The sequence below is a fragment of the Rhodococcus sp. 06-418-5 genome, assembly GCF_002258285.1.
Lineage (GTDB): Bacteria > Actinomycetota > Actinomycetes > Mycobacteriales > Mycobacteriaceae > Rhodococcoides.
In genome coordinates this window covers 36,015-57,214 of the sequence record NZ_NOYE01000031.1, presented here as the reverse complement: position 1 = coordinate 57,214, position 21,200 = coordinate 36,015, and the positions used below count along the sequence as shown (strand labels likewise).

The following is a 21,200-nucleotide window of genomic DNA, read 5'->3' as shown; positions in this document are numbered from 1 at the left end:
ATGAATGCGCTCGGGGTACTGCTGACCGGATTGCTGGCAGGATTGTCGATGCAGCCGGACGGGATCGATATCCTCGGCGACACCGGCTTCGGCGGGGTGCTGTTCTTCAGTGGCGGCGGAGGAGTCGCGGTGGCAGTGATTCTGGCGTCGGGTCTGGCGATGTTCGTTCGTCGGCGCACTATTCTGGCCGGTCTGTCCATCGCCGCTGCTGTCGCCATCGGTGGCTCGGTGCTGCTGCTCTCGTCCGACTTCGTCGAGGTGGTGGCAGGCGGAGTTCTGTTGGGATGCAGCGCAGTACATGCCAATCGCGAACGAGTTCGTCAGGCGCTGCTGGCCGCGTCGTTCGTTCTCGGACTGCTCAGCACAGGCGCGATCGAAGCGTTGCAGTACTCAGGCATTCCACGGCGTTACGCCGACTACCTCGCCGAATCCGAGCTGGGTACACCGGTGGTCGTGCCGGTGCTCTGCGTGCTCGTGGGGTTGGCAGCGGCGTGGGCGGCTCGCCTCGAAAGCCAGGCCCACAGCCCGGCCACCGATCGTGGTGTTCGCACGGGCTCGGCGATACTGCTGGTGGCGATCGGTGGGCTATTGCTCGATATGCTGTTCGGCCACAGCGTGTTCCATGGTGAGTACGGGTTCAGTGGCCGGTGGTATTTCGGCCTCTTCGTCGTACCCGTGTTGTTCGGGGCGGCCGGCTTGCTGCCGGGTCGCGGTGGCGTGACGGTTCTCGCCGGAACGGCCGTGTTGCTCGCCTCGACCACCACGTCGGGTGTGGGTATCGAAGTGTCGGACGGAGTCTGGACACTCGGAATCGTGGCCGTCATCGCACTGTCGGTTGCGGCCGGCGCTGCACTCGGATTGCGTTGGGGGCGTCCGATGGTCGCTGTCGGAGTTCTGGCGGTGGTCTGCGCGACGGCACTGTTCGCACAGCCGCCGCTGGACAACGTTCACTATGTGGCGTCTCTGATCGTGTTTCCGGCCGCTACGGCCTACCTCTACGTGGCGTGCACACCCGCCGACCCTGCACCGGCGACCCTCGGCCTCGCGGTGCCGGTCGCGATCACCGTGCCGATGGTGGTCACCTACGGCTGGACGGCGTACACGCCATTGACCACCATCGACACCAGTACCTTCTCGCCCACTGCCGACTTGTGGCTCTCGACCGGTGCGGCCGTCGTGACGGTCGTCCTCTGCGGCGTCGGGATGTGGGCTCTCGGTCGTCGGCCACTATCGAACTGACCACCGGAGTACCGTTTTCTGTATGGCTTACAGATACCTCGGAAACAGTGGACTGAAGATTTCGGAGATCACCTACGGCAACTGGTTGACGCACGGATCGCAGGTGGAGAACGACATCGCAACCCAGTGCGTGCGCGCGGCGCTCGATGCGGGCATCACCACCTTCGATACCGCCGACGTGTACGCCAACGGAGCGGCAGAGACCGTCCTCGGTGACGCGCTGAAGGGCGAGCGTCGGGAATCGCTGGAGATTTTCACCAAGGTCTACTTCCCAGTCGGGCCCAAGGGTCCCAACGACACCGGACTCTCGCGCAAGCACATCCTCGAAGGCATCGACGCCTCGCTGGGTCGGCTCGGCACCGACTACGTCGACCTCTACCAAGCGCATCGCTACGACGTCGAGACTCCGCTCGAAGAGACCATCGCTGCCTTCGGTGACGTCGTCCGCCAGGGAAAGGCGCTCTACATCGGCGTCTCCGAATGGACCGCCGACCAGCTCCGGGCCGGTCAGGAACTCGCCCGGCAGAACGGCTTCTCGATCATCTCGAATCAGCCGCAGTACTCCGCGCTGTGGCGCGTCATCGAGGATCAGGTGATCCCGACGTCCAAGGAACTGGGCATCTCGCAGATCGTCTGGTCGCCCATCGCCCAGGGGGTGCTCACCGGTAAGTACCTTCCCGGTCAACCCCTGCCCGACGGTTCGCGCGCCAAGGACGACAAGGGCGGCGACAAGATGATCGCGCGCTACCTCGACGATCAGACGCTCACCCGAGTGCAGCAGCTGAAGCCGATCGCCGACGACCTCGGAATCACCATGGCGCAGTTGGCCGTTGCGTGGGTACTGGCCAACGACAACATCGCCGCCGCACTCGTCGGGGCCTCCCGCCCCGAGCAGATTGCCGAGAACATCAAGGCCTCCGAAGTGACGCTCGACGCCGACGTGCTCGCCAAGATCGACGACGCACTCGGCGATTCCGTCGAGCGTGACGCGGGTAAGACGGGCTCGCCCGAGGCGCGCCTGGTCTAGTGCCCGAAGGCCCTGTAATAAGGACGTATGGACATGATCACCGTCGATACACCTCAGGGCCAGGTTCGTGGTCGGACCGACGCAGGCATCATCTCGTTCCTCGGAGTTCCGTACGCCGAGGCCCCGTTCGGGCCCCGCCGATTCCAGGCACCCTCGCCGCCGCCGACCTGGAACGGCGTGCGCGACGCCCTCGAGCTCGGGGCCACCGTCCCCAAGGTGGGCTACCGGCCGCCGACCAGCGAGATCCTCAGCGAGCCGGTGGTGCCCGGCGAAGAGTGCCTCAACGTCAACGTCTTCACCCCCGACGTCGCGGGATCGGCGCCGGTCTTCGTCTGGATCCACGGCGGCGCATTCGTCAACGGCAGCAACGCCATTCCCACGTACGACGGTTCCGCCTTCGCCCGGGACGGCGTCGTCGCCGTGGTGATCAACTACCGCCTCGGAGTCGACGGTTTCGCGCTGATCGACGGTGCCCCGGCCAATCGCGGAATGCTCGATCAGGTCGCAGCCCTCGAATGGGTACGTGACCACATCGCCTCCTACGGCGGCGACCCCGCGCAGGTGACCATCGCGGGAGAATCTGCCGGGGCGATGAGCGTCGGCACCCTGATGTCGATGCCCCGTGCCGACGGGCTCTTCCAGCGGGCGATTCTGCAGAGCGGAGCCGGGCACCACGTCATCACCGCCGAGACCGCCGCAAAGGTCGCCGCGGCGTTGGCGGCCTCGCTCGGCGTCGAGGCCACGGTCGACGGCCTGGGTTCGGTACCGGTGGACGCGTTGGTCGATGCTCAACGCGAACTGTCGGATCGGATCACTGCCGAGGCTCCGACCGGAGCGTGGGGTGAGCTGGCTCTGAACGTGATGGCCTTCGAACCGTACATCGACGGCGATATCGTTCCAGCACTGCCCTTTTCGCGTATCGGCGACGGCGCGAGCACGCAGGTGGATGTGTTGATCGGGACCACCAGCGAAGAGCACGCCTTCTTCATCGTCCCGGCCGGGCTGGTCCCGCACCTCACCGAGGACTACGTGAAGATGGTCCTCGCCGGGTACCGAGCCGATGCGTCGGCGCTGGAGAAGTACCGCGAACAGCTTCCCGACGCCTCTGCCGGCGAGCTGATGATCGCCGTCATGACCGACTGGTTCTTCCGTATCCCGGCGACGCGTCTGGTCGAAGCCCGCTCCGGCAACGCCTTCGTCTACGAATTCACCTGGCGCTCATCGCTGTTCGACGGTGCCCTCGGTGCCTGCCACGCACTCGAGATCCCGTTCGTATTCGACATGTTGCACAAGCCCGAGACCTCGCGCATCACGGGACCGAACCCGCCGCAGCAGGTGGCCGACCTGATGCACCGCGCCTGGGTCGACTTCGTGCGCGACGGCACTCCCGGCTGGGACTCGTACGGCACCGACCGCGCCGTGATGATGTTCGGCAACGAGCCCGGCGTCGCCCTCGACCCTAGGCCGGCGACACGCGCGGTGTGGGACGGGGTGCGCTGACCTCCGCTCCACAACCTCCGAACGTCGTCTGCGAGGCCTCCCGCCGTCGGGTTAATCTCGGATATGCGCAGATTCCTTCCCGGTTTCGGTTCGAGTTCTCCGGCCCCCGCGCGGCCTGCTCGCGTCGTGGTGGTCGGAGTCGGCTTCGGCGGATTCAACGCTCTTCAGCGGCTGACGAAGCTGCTGGGGCCCGACCGCGCCGTGCTGACGTTGGTGGCTCCCACCGACTACCTGCTCTACAGTCCGCTGCTGCCCGAGGTCGCCACCGGTGTGCTCGATCCGCGGGACATCGCCGTCTCCACTCGTCAGGCACTGCCGGGCGTCAAGTTGGTGCTCGGTCACGTCACCACCGTCGATTTCGAGGCGCGCGAGCTGACGGTGACCGGCCCCGACGGTGAGTCGACGCTCGAGTGGGACAAGCTGATACTCGCGCCCGGTTCGGTGACCAAGCAGTTCGACATCCCCGGCGTCGACGAGCATGCGTACGGGCTCAAGACGTTGAGCGAGGCCGTCTACATCCGCAACCATGTGCTCGCGCAACTCGACGCGGCCGATGCCCTGCCCGACACCCCGGAAGGCCGGAGCGAACGCGCCGAGCGGTTGACCGTGGTCGCCGTGGGTGCGGGCTACACCGGCACCGAATTCGTTGCCCAGATGCAGAATTGGGTTCGCGGTATCGCATCCCGATGGGCGACCGTCGACCCCGACGAGGTGCGCTGGGTGCTCGTCGACGTGGCCGACGCGGTACTTCCCGAGCTCGGTGAGCGACTCGGTCGAGAAGCGCTCGCCGTGCTCGCCGAAAGGGGTGTGGACGTGCGGCTCGGTGTGTCGGTGGCCTCGGCCACCGCAACGTCGGTGACGCTCACCGACGACGAGGTCATACCGTCCCGAACTCTGGTCTGGGGAGCAGGCGTCGCACCGAGCCCTCTCATCGCGCAGCTGGGTCTACCGACAGCGGGCGGACGCCTCGTCGTGCGGGCGGACATGACCGTCCCCGACGTATCGGACGTATGGGCGATCGGCGACGCGGCCGCAGTCCCCGACCTCGCCGCCGACCCGTCGAAGCCGACACCACCGACGGCTCAGCACGCCCAGCGGCAGGGCGTTGCCGTCGCACGCAATGTCGCGGCGTCGATGGGCGTCGGGCAGGCACGTCCGTACAAGCACAAGGATCTGGGGTTGGTCGCCGACCTCGGCGGATTCGACGGTGTCGCAAAGCCTCTCGGCATTCCGCTGACCGGACCGGTGGCGAAGTTCGTCGCGCGCGGATATCACCTCTACGCGTTGCCGACGGTCTCCGCCCGAGTGCGGGTGGCGACGGACTGGCTGTATTCCTCGGTGCTGCCGACGCGGGTCGTCAACCTCGCGCAGGTGCGATCCGAGGATGCGCTGATCAAGAAGGCTCAGGCAATCGATCTGTACGACTAGAGCGGCTGCGCCGCACGTGAGCGCGGAGCCTGCGGTCGTTCCGCAGGCTCCACTCCGAATTTCGTAGCAGGCTACGAACTTCCGCTCACATGAGTCACCGCAGGTGATGCACTTCCTGCAACCCGTAGACCGGGGTGTCGATGCCCTCGTAGCGCGCCTTGATCTGCAGTGCCAGGTACAGCGAATAGTGCCGGGACTGATGCAGATTGCCGCCGTGGAACCAGAAGTTCTCCTGCTGCGTCGGCTTCCACATGTTGCGCTGTTCGCCTTCCCACGGACCGGGATCCTTGGTGGTGTTCGAGCCGAGTCCCCAGCACTTGCCGACCTTGTCCGCGGTCTCCTGATCGATCAGATCGGCGACCCAGCCGTTCATCGAGCCGTAGCCGGTGGCGTAGACGATGAGATCCGCTGGAAGCTCGGTGCCGTCGTCGAGTACGACGCCGGTCTTGCTGATCCGTTCCACCTGTCCGGCAACGAGTTTGATCTTCCCGTCCGCGACCAGCTCGGATGCGCCGACGTCGATGTAGTAGCCCGAGCCGCGGCGCAGGTATTTCATGAACAACCCGGATCCGTCGTCACCGAAGTCGAGCTGGAACCCGGCCTTCTCCAGCCGGTCGTAGAAGTCCTTGTCCTGCTCCGCGATCTGCTGATACACCGGAATCTGGAACTCGTGCATGATCCGATAGGGCAAGGAAGCGAACGTCAGATCGGCCTTGCCCGTGGTCATTCCGGACTCGACGGCCCGCTCGGAGTACAGATCTCCCAGCGCGATCTCGCACAGTGAATCGGACTTGACGATGTGCGTCGACGAGCGCTGCAGCATCGTCACGTCGACGCCCGTCTCGTACAGTGCCTTGCAGATGTCGTGCGCAGAATTGTTGGAACCGACCACCACGACGCGCTTGCCGACATACGCGTCGGGACCGGGGTGTTCGCTGGAATGATGCTGCTCGCCCTCGAACTCGTCCATGCCGGGGAAGTTCGGAACATTCTTCTTGCCGGACATTCCGGTGGCCATCACCAACTGCTTGGGCCGCAGAATCACTTCCTCACCGTCGCGATCGACGACGACCGTCCACTCCTTCGCCACCTCGTCGTAGGTGGCGGACTTCGCGGTGGTCTTGCTCCAGTACGGCACCTCCATGACCTTGGTGTACATCTCGAGCCAGTCGCCGATCTTGTCCTTCGGCGCGAACACCGGCCAGTTCGGCGGGAACGGCAGGTAGGGGAGGTGGTCGTACCAGACCGGATCGTGCAGGCACAGCGACTTGTAGCGTCCGCGCCACTGGTCGCCGGGACGGTCGGCGCGGTCGACGACGATCGCGGGCACACCGAGCTGCCGGAACCGCGCGCCCAGAGCGATGCCGCCCTGGCCTCCGCCGATCACGAGGGCGTACGGCTGCACGCTGTAGCCCAGCTCGGACTCCTCGATCTCCTTCTTCTCCGCCCAGTTCTGGGTGTCGGCATTCGAGCCGTGCACCGCACCCTTGATGCGAGTCCTGCCCTGCCGTTCCTCGTATCCCTTGAGCTCCTGCATCGTGGTCAGCAACGTCCAGGCCACGTCGTCGCCCGTGTCCGCGTCCACCGTCAGGCGCAGATGTCCTTTGCCGCGGCTCGTGGCGGTCTCGAACTCGATCCACGCCGAGACGACGCCGTCCGCCTCGTCGGGAACCTCGGTGGTGTGAAAGCCCGTGGGATCGGTGTCGTCGAGGCGCTCGGACAGCATGTCGCTGACACCGTCACGGCCTTCGACGGTCTTGAGATTCCAGGTGAACGTCACGAGATCGCGCCAGAAGCTGCTGACGGCGAACATGCCGGCAACGCGGGGGATGTCACGTGCGACCAGGGCTTGCTCGAACTTCGACAGCCAGGCGTCGACCCGTTCCTGCGGGGTGTGCGTGCGGGTGATCTCGATCGGCTCGATGGTCTGGGTCATGAAAACTCCTAGCGATTCGTGGTTCCAGCGATGTGACCCAGCACACTCCTGATGCGCGCAGGGGTCGAGAGTTGCAGTGGGTTGCAGTGCGAATCGGGTGCAGACGACCGCGCTCACCGCGGTCGTCTGTACCGGATTTTTCCGATTTGCGACAGGCGCACTGGGTTGTATTTCACGTCCCGCTGACTGGGGCGTTAGAGTTCGAGAAATTTCCGGGGGGAAACAATGATTCGTCGTATGGCTGCAGCTCTTGTTCTGGTCGCTCTGACAGGGTGTTCCTCGTCATCACAGGACGAGGCTGCCGTCGCTTCCGGCACACGGTCTCCGTTGGTCCCGTGCATCGACTCCGTCGGCGAGAACTCGACGTTGACCGTCATGGGTGACGCGCTTCTTCACACGCCGTATCTGCGGGTGCGGGGCAAAGTGCGCACGCAATTCGAGGAAGAGTTCTACTGGCGTAACGGTCAGCCCGACGACCCTTTCGACGTGCGCCGTCTGAGCGCGTTCGTACCCGGTGGAAGCAAGACTGCCTTGCTGTACCCGAACACACCTGCCGGCGGCGATGCGCAATTCGCCGCAGCCACGTGCGGTCTCGAATTCGAGTGGAAGGCAGGCCTGTCGTCCAGCGAGTTCGAGTCGGTGGTCTCGACCCCGGGGTTCTTGCGCAGTCTGGGCCGTCGACTCTGCACCGACATCGAGATGTCGGGCGATACTGTCGATTACCTGGCCAGGGCCGATGAGGAGCTGGCCGAATCGGAGGACAACGCTGCCGGTGCCGTCGACTTCATGAGAGCGATGCACCGGAACTCGCTGCAGGACCGCCTCGACTACCTTGCCTCTCCCGTGGAGCCGGGTGAGCTTCCGGAGAATCGGCGCAGTGCCCGACATGATGTGATCGAGTTGCAGGACATCCTCGGGCGACTGGAGAAGGAAACCGATGAACATCTTCTGCAGATCAAACGGGATCGGGTCGAGTTCATCAGGGCCGCACTGACATTTCAGTGTCCAGCGCTCGACGACTGATCGGGTCTTCGGTGGTGGAGTACCCCGATCGAACTCAGCCGGCCGACAGCTTTTTCAACCCCAACGACTGGAATCCGACGACGTAGAGCAACGTCCACAGCACCAGCCAGTCGACGAACCCCAGCGCGTTCCCGGAGATACCGGCGGCAACCGCGGGCTCGTGCAGGATGTGCTCGGCAAGGACGAAGTAGTAGGCCAGGAACGTGCCGATGGCCAGGGCGAATGTCAGCATCGCGCGCCCCGCCGGGGGAAAGCGGTTACCGAAGCCGTTGGCCCAGAAAATCATCCAGAACGCCCAGCACACGCCGATCTGCGCCGGGAACTGGTTGATCACGGAGCCGAGTTCGGCCGTGGCATCGGACCCGACGAGCAGCTTCGCCAGTGGAACCATCAGGAAGTAGATCGCCGTACCGAGAACGGCGTTGCCGACCGTTGCCGCCAGTGCGGTACGTCCGCCGCCGCCTGCCAGTTTCCACGGCCAGTTGTCGAGGGTCTGGCCGGTGAGGATCACCGAGACGACGATCGAATAGAACCAACCCAGGGCAGTGTCGACGGACATCACAGGATCTGTGGCCGAGAGCGAGACCGAGGGCAATCCGAACACGAAGTACAACGCGAGAGTCGGGACGGCGACGAAGGCGATCTCGCACAGCCCGATCAGCGGTTGCTTCATGCGCAGTACGGTCCACGGCCAGTGCTGCCAGTTGAGGACCACCATCACCCAGGTACCGAATCCGAAGAGTACGAACAGAGCACCAGCGAAATATCCCAGTCCGCCCGCACGAGAGCCGGCGAAATCCGGATACAGCGCACCGAGCCCGTTGCCGAGGATCCAGGTGACCGCAACGGCGAAGACGCCCGTGGAGACGAGGATGGCGAGCCCGCGCATCGGTTGCTTCAGGGAGTCGAAACCGGCGAACTCGCAATCGAATCCGATGAACACGATGAACAGAATTGCCCAGAACAGCGCCGCGTTGAACGGGAGGGGATAGAAGTTCCACGGGCTGGTGGTGGGGTCGGCCAGCAGATACCAGGTCGCCAGAGAAACGACGAGTACGACGGCGAGGTTGGCGATTCCGAACAGGAGCCAGTTGCCCTGTGGGGTATCGATTTTCGGCTTGCTCACAGGTCGATCTGCGGTTGCGGTCATGTGGTGCTCGTTTCCGTGAGGCGACAGTGTCGCCGTCACTATGAGCTCGATCACAACCGCGCGTCAGGGTTGCGGCAGGTTGCAGCTCGGCCGCGGCACTGCAACGCGCTGCAACCCTGGCGCTTGTGCTCCGGGTCACATAGACCTGTGTGCATATCCGATCCAGTCAGGAGTGAGAACCGATGCGCGCAGCTGTGTATTACGGACCCAACAAGGTGGAGATCACCGACGTTCCCGAGCCCAGTCCCGGTGAAGGCCAGGTCAAGGTCAAGGTCGGGTTCAACGGAATCTGCGGAACCGACCTGCACGAGTACTACGCAGGCCCCATCTTCATCCCCACCTCGCCGCATCCGCTGACCGGACAGGAGATGCCGCTGGTGCTGGGCCACGAGTTCTCGGGAACGGTCACCGAGCTCGGGAAGGGCGTGACCGGCATCGCGGTGGGCGACCGCGTGGCCATCGAGCCGCTGTACCGCTGCGGCCACTGCGGACCGTGCCGGGCCGGCAACTACAACATCTGCGCGCAGATCGGTTTCCACGGACTGATGTCCGACGGCGGAATGGCCGAATACACCGTGGTACCGACCGACATGATCCACGCCTTGCCCGACAACGTCTCGCTCGAACTCGGAGCCCTCGTCGAACCGATGTCGGTTGCCTATCACGCTGCGACACTGGGAGATCCGAAGCCCGAGGACACCGCGATGGTGTTCGGAGCCGGCCCCATCGGCATCGGACTGTGGTTCGCACTGCGCGGCAAGGGACTGGGCAACGTCTACGTCGTCGAGCCCTCGCCGACGCGTCGAGCATCGATCGAAGCACTCGGTGCGAAGACACTCGATCCGACGGCCGTCGACGTCCCCGCGTTCATCGCCGACCTCACCGACGGCAACGGGGCCGACGCCATCTACGACGCGGCAGGCGTGCAACCCGCCGTCGAGACCGCGCTCGGATGCATCGGTGCGCGTAAGCCGCTGGTCAGCGTCGCGATCTACGAAAAGCCTTTGACCACACCGCTGCAGAAGCTGGTGATGAACGAATCTCGGATTCAGGGCTCGCTCTGCTACACCGCCGCCGACTACGAGGCCGTCATCGACCTGATGAGCCAGGGCCACTACGACACGACGGGGTGGGTGGACAAGATCACGCTCGACGGCGTCATCGACGACGGATTCGAGGCGCTGCATGCGGGCACCAAGATGAAGGTCCTGGTCGACCCCTCCACCGGAGCAGCGTCATGAGCGCGGTGTTGGTGACGGGCGCCGGGCAGGGCATCGGCCGGGCCATCGCGTTGCGGTTGGCGAACGACGGCCACGACATCGCGCTGGCCGACCTGAACGAGGACAAGATTGCAGACGTGGCCGACGAGGTGCGTCGAACAGGCTCGAAAGCAACGACATTCGTGGCCGATGTCAGCGATCGCGATCAGGTGTTCGCCGCCGTCGAACACACCAACGAGGCACTCGGCGGCTTCGACGTGATCGTCAACAACGCGGGCATCGCGCAGGTCGCCCCACTCGACGATGTGCGCCCCGAGGACGTCGCGAAGATCTGGGCCGTCAACGTCGACGGCGTGCTGTGGGGAATCCAAGCTGCCGCAGCGAAATTCAAGGTTCTCGGCCGGAAGGGCAAGATCATCAACGCGTCCTCGATCGCCGGTCACGACGGGTTCGCGATGCTCGGGGTCTACAGCGCAACGAAATTCGCGGTACGTGCCCTGACCCAGGCAGCGGCGAAGGAATATGCCGCCGAGGGAATCACCGTCAACGCGTACTGCCCCGGTGTGGTCGGAACCGACATGTGGGTCACCATCGACAAGCGATTCGCCGAGTTGACCGGTGCCGCCGAAGGCGAGACGTACGACAAATTCGTCGGCGGTATCGCCCTAGGTCGCGCGCAGACGCCCGAGGACGTCGCAGCGTTCGTCTCGTATCTCGCTGGGCCCGACTCGGACTACATGACGGGCCAGGCACCGTTGATCGACGGTGGTCTGGTCTATCGGTGACCCCCGTTCATTCCGATTTGTGAGCTGGAGCACAATTGGCTGTGATGACGCAGTCGACAGGCCCCGAACCTGCGCTGGCGGCCGGCGAAGACCCGCGCCGCTACGCGCAGATTCTCACGGCCGTGTACGACGCGACCATGACCGGCGGCAAGTCGCCCGCACGGCCCCGTGAGGTCATCGGGGACTCGTGGCGGCGGTTGCAGACCCTGGGTATCGATCCGGAGTTGGGTAACCCCGCCGAGACGCAGATGGACGTCTCCGACCTCGAGCTCAGCCGTCGAGAATCGGGATTGTTCGACATCCTCGACGACCTGGCGCGCGGACTGGAGTCGGTGGTGCAGGACGGCGACAACATTCTCGTGGTCGCCGATCGGCACGGCAGGGTGTTGTGGCGCAGCGGATCGACCTCGGTGCTGGACCGGGCCGACGACCTCGGCTTCGTGGAGGGCGCGAACTGGGCCGAGGATTCGGTGGGTACCAACGCCATCGGAACTGCCCTGGTCTCACGCCGCGCGGTCCAGATCTTCTCGGCCGAACACTATGTGCGCAGCCATCATTCGTGGACCTGCGCCGGCGCGCCGATCCGTGATCCGCGAACCGGTCAGGTGCTGGGCGCGATCGACGTCAGCGGGCCGGCCAAGACGGTGCACCCCACCACCATCGCGCTGGTCGACGCCGTCGCACGATTGGCCGAATCCCAACTGCGAGAACTGCATCGGAGCACACTCGATCGACTGCGGTCGGTGGCCGCACCGATGCTCGCGCGACTGCAATCCCCGGCCCTGGCCGTCGACGCGAACGGCTGGGTCGCGGCCGTCGAATCGGTGGCGCTGCGCAATCGCATCCTGCTGCCCGAGGACCTCGCGACCGGACGCTTCTGGCTGCCGACCCTGGGCGTGTGCGACTTCGAACCCCTGCCCGGTGGATGGCTCGTCCGACCCACCAGCACGATGGATTCCGGCGTCGCCGACATCGGATCGACGAGAATCCGTATCGACCTGCGCAATTCGCAGAAGCCTCGCATCGAAGTGCGCAGCGAGGTGGGGGAGTGGACACACGAACCGACACCCCGGCACGCCGAAATCATGTACCTGCTCGCCACCCATCGCCAAGGACGTACCGCCTCACAGATGGCGGCCGATCTCTTCGGCGACGACGGCCGCGCGATCACGGTGCGGGCCGAGATGTCGCGGCTGCGCAAACACCTCGCCGGCATCATCTCCACGCAGCCGTATCGGTTGGACGAATCGGCGACCGTGGAGGTGATCATGCCGTCGGAGATGAGTCGGTTGCTCCCGCATTCGTCCGCTCCTGCGATCCGGGCGGCACGGGGCTGAGCCGTAGCGCAGAATCGGGGAATGAAGCGCCTCGCCCGGATCCTCGACGCCTCGGACCCCGGGCAGGTACGGCTGCGCAGTGCATCGGCTACGACGCTGACGGTGCTGTTGGCGATGGTGACGCTGGTGCTGACCACACGCGCCATCGGCCAACCGGTGACGGTGGCGATGCTCGGAACCGTCGTGGCGATGCAGGCGTCGGCGGCGGTGAAGGACAGAGATCAACGCAGTCGGCTGATCACCACCGCGCTGATGGCATTGCCTGCGTCGGCGGCAGTGACGTTGGCGGCGTTGCTCTCCGAACTCGGCAAGGTGGCCGACGTCGGATTCATCGCGGTCCTCTTCACGGCGGTGTGGGTGCGCAGATTCGGCCCTCGCGGTACGGCGTTGGGGATGGTGTCGTTCATTTCGTACTTCTTCGCACTGTTCCTGCGCGCGACACCGGAGCAACTGCCGATGTTGATCGCGGCCATCCTCGGCGGCTTGCTGATCGCCCTGTTCGTGCGGGCCGTCGTCTTCCCGGACCGGCCGGTCGTGGAGGTGCGCCGGTTGCTGTTCGCGATGCGAGCGGTATCGGCCTCGGTGCTCGAGGCGGCCTCGGCAGGGCAGAGCCGCGACCTGAACCTGGTGCGCCGCAGACTCGACCGGCTCGGCAACACCGCACTGATGATCGACGACTGGCTCGACCGACACAATGCCGGACAGCTGCTCAGCGTCACCAGCGCCGATCTGTCGCTCCGAGTGTTCGACGCCCAGATCGCGACCGAGCAACTCGTCAGCTCACTGTGGGCTCTCGATCCCACCAAGCCGTGGCCGACGGCCCTGGGGCAGGCGACCACCGCGCTCGGATCGTGTCTGCAGAACACGCCGTCCTCGGAGCAGCTGCGGGCCGCTCGACGGTTGGCGGCTGCAGCGGCCGAGCGGGCCGATCCGTCCACCCCCGCCGGAATCGCGACGGTGTCCGCGCAGCGAGCCGTCCAGGCGCACATAGCCATTCATCACATCACCACCAACGCCGTCTCGGCGTCGACGGCCCCCGATATCGGCCCGTCCGAACCCGCGGCCGAGGACACCCCGAGTGGTCTGCATCCCAGCACCAAGGCCGCCGTTCAGGTAGCCGTCGCCACGAGTGCCGCAACGGTACTGGGCGAACTCGTCTCTCCCGACCGCTGGTACTGGGCGGTGCTGACGGCCTTTCTGGTGTTCACGGGGGCGTCGACTCGGGGTGAAATCCTCACGCGGGCAGGCCAACGCGTTCTCGGAACGATTGCGGGCGTGCTCGCCGGGGTGGTGATCGCCGCGTTGGTGGGCAGCAACCAGCCCGTGCAACTGGTGCTGATCGTGGTCTGCGTCTTCTTCGCGTTCTACCTGGTGACGGTCGCGTATGCGCTGCTGTCGTTCTTCGTGACCATCCTGCTCGCGATGCTCTACGGGTTGCTGGGCACGTTCAGTATCGAGGTGCTCGAGCTTCGCATCGTCGAGACTGCTGTCGGTGGTGCCGTCGGAATGGCGTCGGCCTACTTCATCTTCTCGACCAGCACCCGAAAGACACTGGTGAGCAACGTCGACAGCTACCTCGAGCAATTGGATGCGTTGATCGAGTCCAGTGTCGAATCCGTTCTCGCGCCGGGAGGTGCAACCGACCTGGTGGCGTCGACGCGCACACTCGACAACGCCCTCAAAGACGTTCTGACGTCAGGTAAGCCGCTGGTACTCGGGCCGACGACCCGCAGCAGACGCGGCGCGAAGCGACTGTTGCGGGTGCTGGCCGTCAGCGGTCGGTCAGCGCACGCACTGGCCCGGGCCGGTGTGCTGGCCTCGCGTGCCGACCCGGACACGGCACCCTCGGCAGAGACCGCCGGAGCTCTACGCGACGCCGCGGCCCTGGTTAGCGAGACCGCACGCCAGGTGGAGGCAGTTGTCGCCGGGGATCACGTCGACCCGCCCGAGAAAATCACCGAGACAACGGTATTGGATGTACTGCTCACCTCCACCAACGCGCCCGGTCCGCTGCGCGGCGCGGTGCGGGCACTGAACACGATGAACCGAACACTCGCCGATGTGTTGAGTCGGGCTTGACCTTCACACCGTGACAAGGTCTTGGCTGACCGTCATGAACTCGATGAATCTCGTAGGTGGGGCACTTCAGCACAGCAATCCGTCGGCCCGGCTGCGGGCCGCGCTCGACATCGGTACGACACCGGATCCGCAATTTCTGGACGCCCTGGTGCAGCGGTGCGCCGTCGAACCCGATTTTCAGGTGCGGGAGATGTTGACCTGGGCCCTGATTCGCCATCCCGCGTCGCTGACGGTTCCGCGGCTGATCGATCAGGTGCGATCCGGTGGAGCTCTGGCTCGCAGCCAGGCGCTGCACACGTTGTCCAAGATCGAGGACCCGTCGGCATGGCCGGTGATCACCGAGGATCTGATCTCCGACCCCGACGACGAGGTGGCACGAAGCGCATGGCGTGCCGCGGTGGTCCTGCTGCCGATCGGTGGTGAAGGGCAGTTGGCCGCGATGCTGGGCACCCAACTCGGTCGAGGCGGGTACGACGTTCAGCGAAGCCTGAGCCGTGCGCTGGTTGCGCTCGGATCGGTGATCGAACCGATGGTGCGCCGGGCCGCGTCGAGCACGAATGATTCGGTTCGTGCCCACGCACTGGCCACCGAGGCGCTGCTCCGAGACCCGGATGCGGGGTTCGCAGTGTTCGAGGCCAAGCGCATCGATGCCCTTGGCGTAGACGACACGGCGGGGTGAGATGGAGCGATGTTGATCGGTGAGGTGGCGCAGCGGTCGGGCGTCAGTGCGCGCATGCTCCGGCACTACGACCGGTTGGGGCTCGTGTGCCCCACCTCGCGCAGCAGCACCGGTTACCGCGAATACGCGCCGGAGGATGTTCGACGCCTGTTCCACGTCGAGTCGCTGCGTTCGCTCGGGTTGTCGCTGAGCGACGTCGGTCGCGCCCTCGACGACCCGAGTTTCGCGGCCTCCGGACTCGTCGACGAGCTCGCCGCCCGAGCCGAGGAGCGAATCGCGCGCGATACCGAGTTGCTCACGCGGTTGCGTCGAATCGGCGACGCGCGGCCGGAGGACTGGGAAGACGTACTGGGAACCGTCGCGCTGCTCGGTGACCTGCAGTCGGTCAGTGCTGGGACCCGACAGGCAGCGGCGCTGGCCTCGGTCGGCGATCGGCCCATCCCGGCGGACGCGTTGGCCGAAGCCGTGCTGCGTGAGCCCGCGCCCAACGTCGCGGGGGCACTTCGATGGGCACTCGCGCAGTCGGCGGCGATTCTCTCGAAGTGCTCCGGCACGGTCTCGGTTCACCGGACCCCCAGATTCGACGCCGCGCGGTGGACACCGTCGTCGAGATCGCTCACCCCGACGCCACCGACGTGCTGCGAGAGGCGCTCACTCACGACGACGACCAGGTCCGGTGGATCGCGGCGCTGGAACTCGGTGCGCGCGGGGTGGCCGACGCGATCCCAACGCTGATCGAGATGGTCATCGAGGGCACCAACGACGTGGACGCCGCCGATGCCCTGGGCACGCTGGGACCCGCAGACTCGATCGTGGCGGCACTGATGGACGGGCCGAGTGATGCGTCGACGCGGCTGCGAGTGACCCAGGCACTGGCGAGTATTCCGGGGAAGGCAGCCTCGCGCGCCCTGCGGGAGCTGACCCGAGACACCGACCGCTCGATCGCGCTGACGGCCGAATACGTCCTCGGCCGACGGGAATGACCCTTTGGGTACCGTCGACGGTATGAAGGCTTTCGGACTCCTCGCAGTCCTGACGATCACGTTGACAGCGTGCTCCACCGCAACCACCCCCGCCGCACCTGCCGAATCCGTTGCCGAGAACCAGGTGACCGTCGCCGATCGGATGTACTCGCCGAAGACACTGACGATTTCGGTGGGAGACACCGTCACCTGGGTGTTCGCCGACCGCGGCATGGCCCACAACGTCGTCGCCGACGACAACTCGTTTCGCAGTCAGATCATGGAAACCGGACAGTTCACGCACACCTTCGACACCGCGGGAACCTTCACGTACCACTGCACTCCGCATCCGGACATGACGGCATCCATCGTCGTCGAGCCCTGAAACTCCTAGGCTCAGGGGCATGACGGCACCGACCCGAGGACGCAGCATCGTCGCACCCCTCGGTGTGGCCGCTGCCGCCATCGGTGTGGCAGTACTGCTTCACGTTCGCGACCCCCGCACATCCACGTATCTGCCGTGCCCGTTCCACGCTCTGACCGGACTATGGTGCCCCGGATGCGGCACGACCAGGGCGCTCGGTGACCTCACTCGCGGAGACGTCGCCGCGGCCGCGTCGAGCAATGTCGTTGCGGTGATGTGCGTCGTCGTGGCCGTCGGACTGTGGGGCCTGTGGCTCAGGGCTCGCTGGATGCAGATACCTCTGACGTTGCCTGGCCCGACTCGGCTGGCCGCCGCTGTGGTGCTCGCCCTTCTGGCCGTCTTCACCGTGGTGCGCAACACCCCGTGGGGCACCGCGATCGCCCCGACCTGACACAACTAGGAGTAGCTGTGCTGCTGGAAATCTTCTCGATCATCGTGCTGCTGGGCGTGCTCATCGCGCTCATCCCCACGGCCCGCCGCGTGTTCAAGAAAGGTGACGACGAATGAGCGACTCTCTGCGGGATCGCGTCCGCGCGAAACTCCTCGCACAACTCGCCGACGACGGAGGCACCGCCGCCGAACAGGCCGAGGGAGACGACCCACGGTTGAACGCCCTGCGCGACGACCTCGACGCACTCGACGCGGCACAGGACGGGGATCCGATCATCGACGACATCGCCGCACGGCACTGGGTGCCCTGACCGACCCCGCCCCGCCGCCCTTGGGGAGTCAATGTGACGTTCAGTGGCCTTTTCGACGGTCGATGTCACGTTGAGTGGACTTTTGGGGTGGTCGAAATTGGTGCACAGTTGAGGTGCATCTAGTATCTATGTTGTGTCCGAGATGAGATCTGCCGCCGATACGGCGTATGCGACGGTCAAGGAGCTCATTGTCTCGGGGGAGCTTCCCGGCGGTGAGCTCGTCAGTGAGGGCGAGATCGCGTCGCGCCTCGAGATCAGTCGCACTCCCGTACGCGAGGCATTTCTGCGGCTTCAGGTCGAAGGATGGATGCGCCTGTATCCCAAGCGTGGGGCACTGGTGGTGCCGATCGCGGTGGGTGAAGCCGAGAGTGTCGTCGATGCGCGCAGGCTGGTCGAATCGGGCAGCGTCCGAGCGTTCATCGCGGACGCCAGTGCCCGTGAATCCGTGGTGGCCGCCCTGCGCGAGAACCTGCAGTTACAACAGCAGCTGGCCGTGAACGGGACCGCCGCACAATTCAGTGCCGTCGACGCCGACTTTCATCGCACCGTCGTCCATGCCGGCGGCAACCCGTTGCTCGACGCGTTCTACGACGGACTTCGCGAGCGTCAGCGGCGGATGACGGCAGCCTCGGTGACGCGTGATCCGGGTCAGATCTCGCGCATCGTCGACGACCATCGCCGACTCACCGATCTGATCGAGGCCGGCGACGCAGACGGATTCGAGCAGGCCGTCGAACGACACATGCTCGGGGTGCACGGCCTACGACCGGACAGAGGGGGAGCATGATGAGCGAAACGCTCACGAACGATCGAGACCTCGAGCTGACTGCACGACGCTGGCTGCTGGTCGCGTCGGGCATGTTCGCCGTGGCATGGGGCGGCAACGAGTTCACGCCGTTGCTGGTGATGTATCGGCTCGATCATGGCTTCTCGGCCGTTGTGGTCGATACGTTCCTGTTCGCCTACGTCCTGGGCATCATCCCGGCGATGCTGATCTGCGGTCCGCTCTCGGATCGGCTCGGTCGACGCCCGATCATGTTGCCCGCCCCCGCAATTGCAGCGGCCGGGTCCATTCTGATCGCACTCGGACCCGACAACGCCTACATGCTCTTCGGTGGCCGTGTGCTCAGCGGCATCGCGCTCGGAATCGGTATGGCCGTGGGCGGGAGCTGGGTCAAGGAACTCTCGAGTCGCGACTCCACCGCCAAGCCCGGTGCCGGAGCGCGCCGCGCCGCGATGTCGCTGACCGCCGGCTTCGCCCTCGGTGCTGGAGTCGCAGGCGTGCTCGCACAATGGGCGCCCTGGCCGACGCACCTCGCCTACAGCGTGCACGTGCTGATCTGCATCGCCGCCGGTATCGGCATGCTCTCGGTGCCCGAAACACGCGCTGCCACATCAGCGTCGAAGAACAAGCGGCTGCTCGACGACCTGAGGATTCCGTCCGCATCTCATCGCCGATTCCTGTTCGTCGTATTGCCCTTGGCCCCATGGGTGTTCGGTGCCGCGAGCGTCGCCTACGCGGTGCTGCCGTCACTGATGGCGGATGCTCTGGCCGACGAGCCCGGTGGCGGCTACCCCGTCGCGCTCTCCGCTGCGATGGCCGTGATCGCCCTCGGCTCCGGCTTCGCGATTCAGGCCGTCGGGCGTCGCATCGACACACCGGCCAACGCGCGAGGGGCACTGGTTGCACTCACTCTCCTGGTGGTCGGCATGGCCGTTGCTGCCTGGGCGGCGTCGGTGCTCACCATTGCTGCGGCGCTGATCGCGGCAGCGGTCCTCGGCTGTGGGTACGGCATGGCGTTGGTCTCGGGTCTGCAAGAGGTGCAACGCATTGCGGGCCCCGATGACCTCGCCGGCCTCACCGCGGTGTTCTATTCGCTGACCTACCTGGGCTTCGCGGTGCCTGCCGTTCTGTCGGCGCTCACCGAGACCTGGCCCGGGGTGGTCACGTATCCGATCATCTTCGGATTCGGCGCAGTGATGGCGGCGCTGTGTGGCCTGGTGGTTCGGGCGAAGACATCTGCTCACTTGCCGTAGGGGCCGGTACCACCGCCGTTTCGTCCGGTGACGCTCGGGGTAGGCACCGCGCATGAAAATCAACGGACATGCTTGCGCCGGTCGGCGTCGCCCCGTCGGTTCCGGTTCGATGACTGCGGCACTCGCCGCAGCGTGACCGTCGGCGCGCTGGCCGGCTGCTCGAACGACCCGGTCATCGCGCAGGACACCGGCGCAGCAGAGGAGGCAGGCAGCATCGAGCTGCAGAGTGTCACGCTGCAGGCCGAGCTCACCGGTGCTACGTCCGCAGGTTCCGCCTCGGAGTACGGCAACGCAAACCTGGAGTTCACGGCGGTGAACACCGCCGGGGCAGGGACCGATCGTCTGCTCGAGATATCCTCTCCCGCCGCGTCTTCGGTGACGATCGACGCCGGCGCGAACCAGCTCGTCATCGAACCCGAGACGTCCATCGCAGCCGGCCAGCCGGTGGAGAATCCGGACGGTGGAGACGACGGAACGGACCGGCCGTTCACCGTGACCCTCGAGCTGACCGACGGAGAACTTGCGCCGGGGACATCGATCCCTGTGAGTTTCGAGTTCGAGCGCGCCGGAACTGTGACCGTCGACGCCCCGTTCGACGTCTACGAGCCGGGGGAGCTGAGCGACACTGCCCGGCCTCTTCCCCCCGAGGTCACTCCCGCGCCATGACATAGGTCCGATCCGCTCGGGTCGCTGCGAGCCGACCCGTTCGGCTCTAGGATCAGCGGCATCATGCTGCAGTCCTCGCGCACGGTCCCGCCGCATCGGGTACCTCCGACGGTGGCGCTCGCGGGTGCAACCGTATGGAACCGGCGTGAGGCGTACTGGTTCCTGATCGCCGTGATCGTGCCGGCGGCCTGCTGGTCCGAATATCCGATGGTGGTGCCGTACGTGTTCGCGATCGTTCTGCTCGGGGCGCTGGTGTTTCGTTGCAGACGGGTTGCCTGGTGGGTGTCGATGCTGCGGTGGGGGGTGATCGCCGACGTCGAGAGCGTGGACACCGCTCTGCGCGGCGACCGTAACCTTCGCCTCGCGCACGCCACGGGATGGAACGTCCAACGACGTTGGTACACAGGGGTTGTCACTCAATCCACGGTTCGGTACCGGGCCGGGGAAGCGCGCGGGCACCTGTTCGTTCGGGGATTGCCGTTCACCACCGGTGTGGTGCTCGCGCACTCGAAGCAACCGTCGTGTGCCATGGCCATCAGCGACTTCCCCTGCGATCTGCAATTGGACGGCAAGGGACGCTGGGCGGCGTCGTTCCCGAGAGGTTTCTGGCTGCAGGCACTGGCGACGTCGGCGATGTACGGCTACACCGCGGCAGGCCTCGCCCTGTCGCTCGGGTATCGCTGACGCAGCCGATGCGGTGGGTACCGTGGAGCGGGTACCCACCTCGTACGACGGGAGCGGACATGAAGTACAACTACTCCGGCCCCTGGCCGATTTTCGCCGTGCTGGGCGTCATCGTGTTCTGGGTGCTGTTTCAGGTCGTGGCACTCGATGCGAGTGTCGGCCGTGCCATCGCGTCGCCGATCAATCTTTTCGCGCTGATGTCGGTGGGCTTCCTGACCATCGGTTACGCGCAGAAGCGCCGTCGCCGGGTCTAGCGGGCAATCGGCTCCCCAGACTTGGATTCCGGCCCTCGATTGCAGGCAAATATCCGAAACCGGGGAGCC

General features: G+C 65.7%; 21 protein-coding genes and 1 pseudogene. 20 read left to right on the top strand and 2 right to left on the bottom strand.

The window, feature by feature from the left end:
• The 4 genes from CH274_RS21555 to CH274_RS21540 all read left to right on the top strand — a co-directional run bounded on the left by CH274_RS21555 (window position 1) and on the right by CH274_RS21540 (window position 5,194).
• Entirely contained in the window at window positions 1-1,239 is a 1,239-nt protein-coding gene (locus CH274_RS21555) for a hypothetical protein (RefSeq protein WP_094658893.1), read from the top strand.
• A gap of 22 nt (window positions 1,240-1,261) precedes the next feature.
• Window positions 1,262-2,266 (top strand): aldo/keto reductase family protein, encoded by a 1,005-nt coding sequence (locus tag CH274_RS21550; RefSeq protein ID WP_094658892.1) that lies wholly within the window; start codon window positions 1,262-1,264, stop codon window positions 2,264-2,266.
• A gap of 27 nt (window positions 2,267-2,293) precedes the next feature.
• The gene (locus tag CH274_RS21545; RefSeq protein ID WP_094658891.1) at window positions 2,294-3,766 is read left to right on the top strand and encodes a carboxylesterase/lipase family protein; all 1,473 of its coding nucleotides are present in this window, start codon (window positions 2,294-2,296) and stop codon (window positions 3,764-3,766) included.
• A gap of 63 nt (window positions 3,767-3,829) precedes the next feature.
• Window positions 3,830-5,194: an NAD(P)/FAD-dependent oxidoreductase gene (locus CH274_RS21540; RefSeq protein ID WP_094658890.1), complete on the top strand. Its 1,365-nt coding sequence runs from the start codon at window positions 3,830-3,832 to the stop codon at window positions 5,192-5,194.
• A 94-nt stretch (window positions 5,195-5,288) separates the two neighbouring features.
• On the opposite strand, the gene CH274_RS21535 is transcribed toward CH274_RS21540, so the two are convergent.
• Complete coding sequence (locus CH274_RS21535; RefSeq protein ID WP_032395198.1) at window positions 5,289-7,130, bottom strand: flavin-containing monooxygenase; 1,842 nt, start codon at window positions 7,128-7,130, stop codon at window positions 5,289-5,291.
• A 237-nt stretch (window positions 7,131-7,367) separates the two neighbouring features.
• Between CH274_RS21535 and CH274_RS21530 the strand changes: the two genes are divergently transcribed.
• Window positions 7,368-8,153 carry a hypothetical protein gene (locus CH274_RS21530; protein WP_094658889.1) on the top strand — a complete coding sequence of 262 codons (786 nt, stop codon included), beginning with the start codon at window positions 7,368-7,370 and terminating at the stop codon, window positions 8,151-8,153.
• 34 nt (window positions 8,154-8,187) lie between these two features.
• On the opposite strand, the gene CH274_RS21525 is transcribed toward CH274_RS21530, so the two are convergent.
• On the bottom strand, window positions 8,188-9,303 hold the full coding sequence (locus CH274_RS21525) for a hypothetical protein (protein WP_094659121.1): 1,116 nt from the start codon (window positions 9,301-9,303) through the stop codon (window positions 8,188-8,190).
• Window positions 9,304-9,485: 182 nt separating this feature from the next.
• Here CH274_RS21525 and CH274_RS21520 point away from each other — a divergent pair, with 182 nt between their 5' ends.
• From CH274_RS21520 to CH274_RS21455, 15 genes and pseudogenes are all read left to right on the top strand, one after another.
• Window positions 9,486-10,544, top strand: a complete 1,059-nt coding sequence (locus CH274_RS21520; protein ID WP_094658888.1) for a 2,3-butanediol dehydrogenase — start codon at window positions 9,486-9,488, stop codon at window positions 10,542-10,544.
• A complete protein-coding gene (locus CH274_RS21515) occupies window positions 10,541-11,308 on the top strand; it encodes an acetoin reductase (RefSeq protein ID WP_094646708.1) in 768 nt (255 codons plus the stop codon). Before CH274_RS21520 ends, CH274_RS21515 begins: the two co-directional genes overlap by 4 nt.
• 44 nt (window positions 11,309-11,352) lie before the next feature.
• Entirely contained in the window at window positions 11,353-12,645 is a 1,293-nt protein-coding gene (locus CH274_RS21510) for a GAF domain-containing protein (RefSeq protein WP_094658887.1), read from the top strand.
• Between the two features lie 21 nt (window positions 12,646-12,666).
• Window positions 12,667-14,724 carry an FUSC family protein gene (locus tag CH274_RS21505; protein ID WP_094658886.1) on the top strand — a complete coding sequence of 686 codons (2,058 nt, stop codon included), beginning with the start codon at window positions 12,667-12,669 and terminating at the stop codon, window positions 14,722-14,724.
• 34 nt (window positions 14,725-14,758) lie between these two features.
• Entirely contained in the window at window positions 14,759-15,403 is a 645-nt protein-coding gene (locus CH274_RS21500; RefSeq protein ID WP_094658885.1) for a HEAT repeat domain-containing protein, read from the top strand.
• A 9-nt stretch (window positions 15,404-15,412) separates the two neighbouring features.
• Window positions 15,413-15,556: pseudogene (locus CH274_RS29940) on the top strand (MerR family DNA-binding transcriptional regulator); the annotation flags it as partial.
• Between the two features lie 353 nt (window positions 15,557-15,909).
• Window positions 15,910-16,386 (top strand): HEAT repeat domain-containing protein, encoded by a 477-nt coding sequence (locus tag CH274_RS29935; protein ID WP_306436611.1) that lies wholly within the window; start codon window positions 15,910-15,912, stop codon window positions 16,384-16,386.
• Between the two features lie 22 nt (window positions 16,387-16,408).
• Window positions 16,409-16,750 (top strand): cupredoxin domain-containing protein, encoded by a 342-nt coding sequence (locus tag CH274_RS21490; protein WP_094658884.1) that lies wholly within the window; start codon window positions 16,409-16,411, stop codon window positions 16,748-16,750.
• A gap of 19 nt (window positions 16,751-16,769) precedes the next feature.
• Window positions 16,770-17,180: a DUF2752 domain-containing protein gene (locus CH274_RS21485; protein ID WP_094658883.1), complete on the top strand. Its 411-nt coding sequence runs from the start codon at window positions 16,770-16,772 to the stop codon at window positions 17,178-17,180.
• Window positions 17,181-17,292: 112 nt separating this feature from the next.
• Window positions 17,293-17,490: a hypothetical protein gene (locus CH274_RS21480; RefSeq protein WP_094658882.1), complete on the top strand. Its 198-nt coding sequence runs from the start codon at window positions 17,293-17,295 to the stop codon at window positions 17,488-17,490.
• A 142-nt stretch (window positions 17,491-17,632) separates the two neighbouring features.
• A complete protein-coding gene (locus CH274_RS21475; RefSeq protein ID WP_179275839.1) occupies window positions 17,633-18,277 on the top strand; it encodes a GntR family transcriptional regulator in 645 nt (214 codons plus the stop codon).
• Window positions 18,277-19,527 carry an MFS transporter gene (locus CH274_RS21470; protein WP_094658880.1) on the top strand — a complete coding sequence of 417 codons (1,251 nt, stop codon included), beginning with the start codon at window positions 18,277-18,279 and terminating at the stop codon, window positions 19,525-19,527. The genes CH274_RS21475 and CH274_RS21470 overlap by 1 nt, the downstream gene beginning before the upstream one ends.
• 132 nt (window positions 19,528-19,659) lie before the next feature.
• Window positions 19,660-20,193 carry a hypothetical protein gene (locus CH274_RS21465; protein ID WP_094658879.1) on the top strand — a complete coding sequence of 178 codons (534 nt, stop codon included), beginning with the start codon at window positions 19,660-19,662 and terminating at the stop codon, window positions 20,191-20,193.
• A gap of 63 nt (window positions 20,194-20,256) precedes the next feature.
• Window positions 20,257-20,877 carry a hypothetical protein gene (locus CH274_RS21460; RefSeq protein WP_094658878.1) on the top strand — a complete coding sequence of 207 codons (621 nt, stop codon included), beginning with the start codon at window positions 20,257-20,259 and terminating at the stop codon, window positions 20,875-20,877.
• A gap of 59 nt (window positions 20,878-20,936) precedes the next feature.
• Window positions 20,937-21,131: a hypothetical protein gene (locus tag CH274_RS21455; RefSeq protein ID WP_094658877.1), complete on the top strand. Its 195-nt coding sequence runs from the start codon at window positions 20,937-20,939 to the stop codon at window positions 21,129-21,131.
• Window positions 21,132-21,200: the final 69 nt, after the last annotated feature.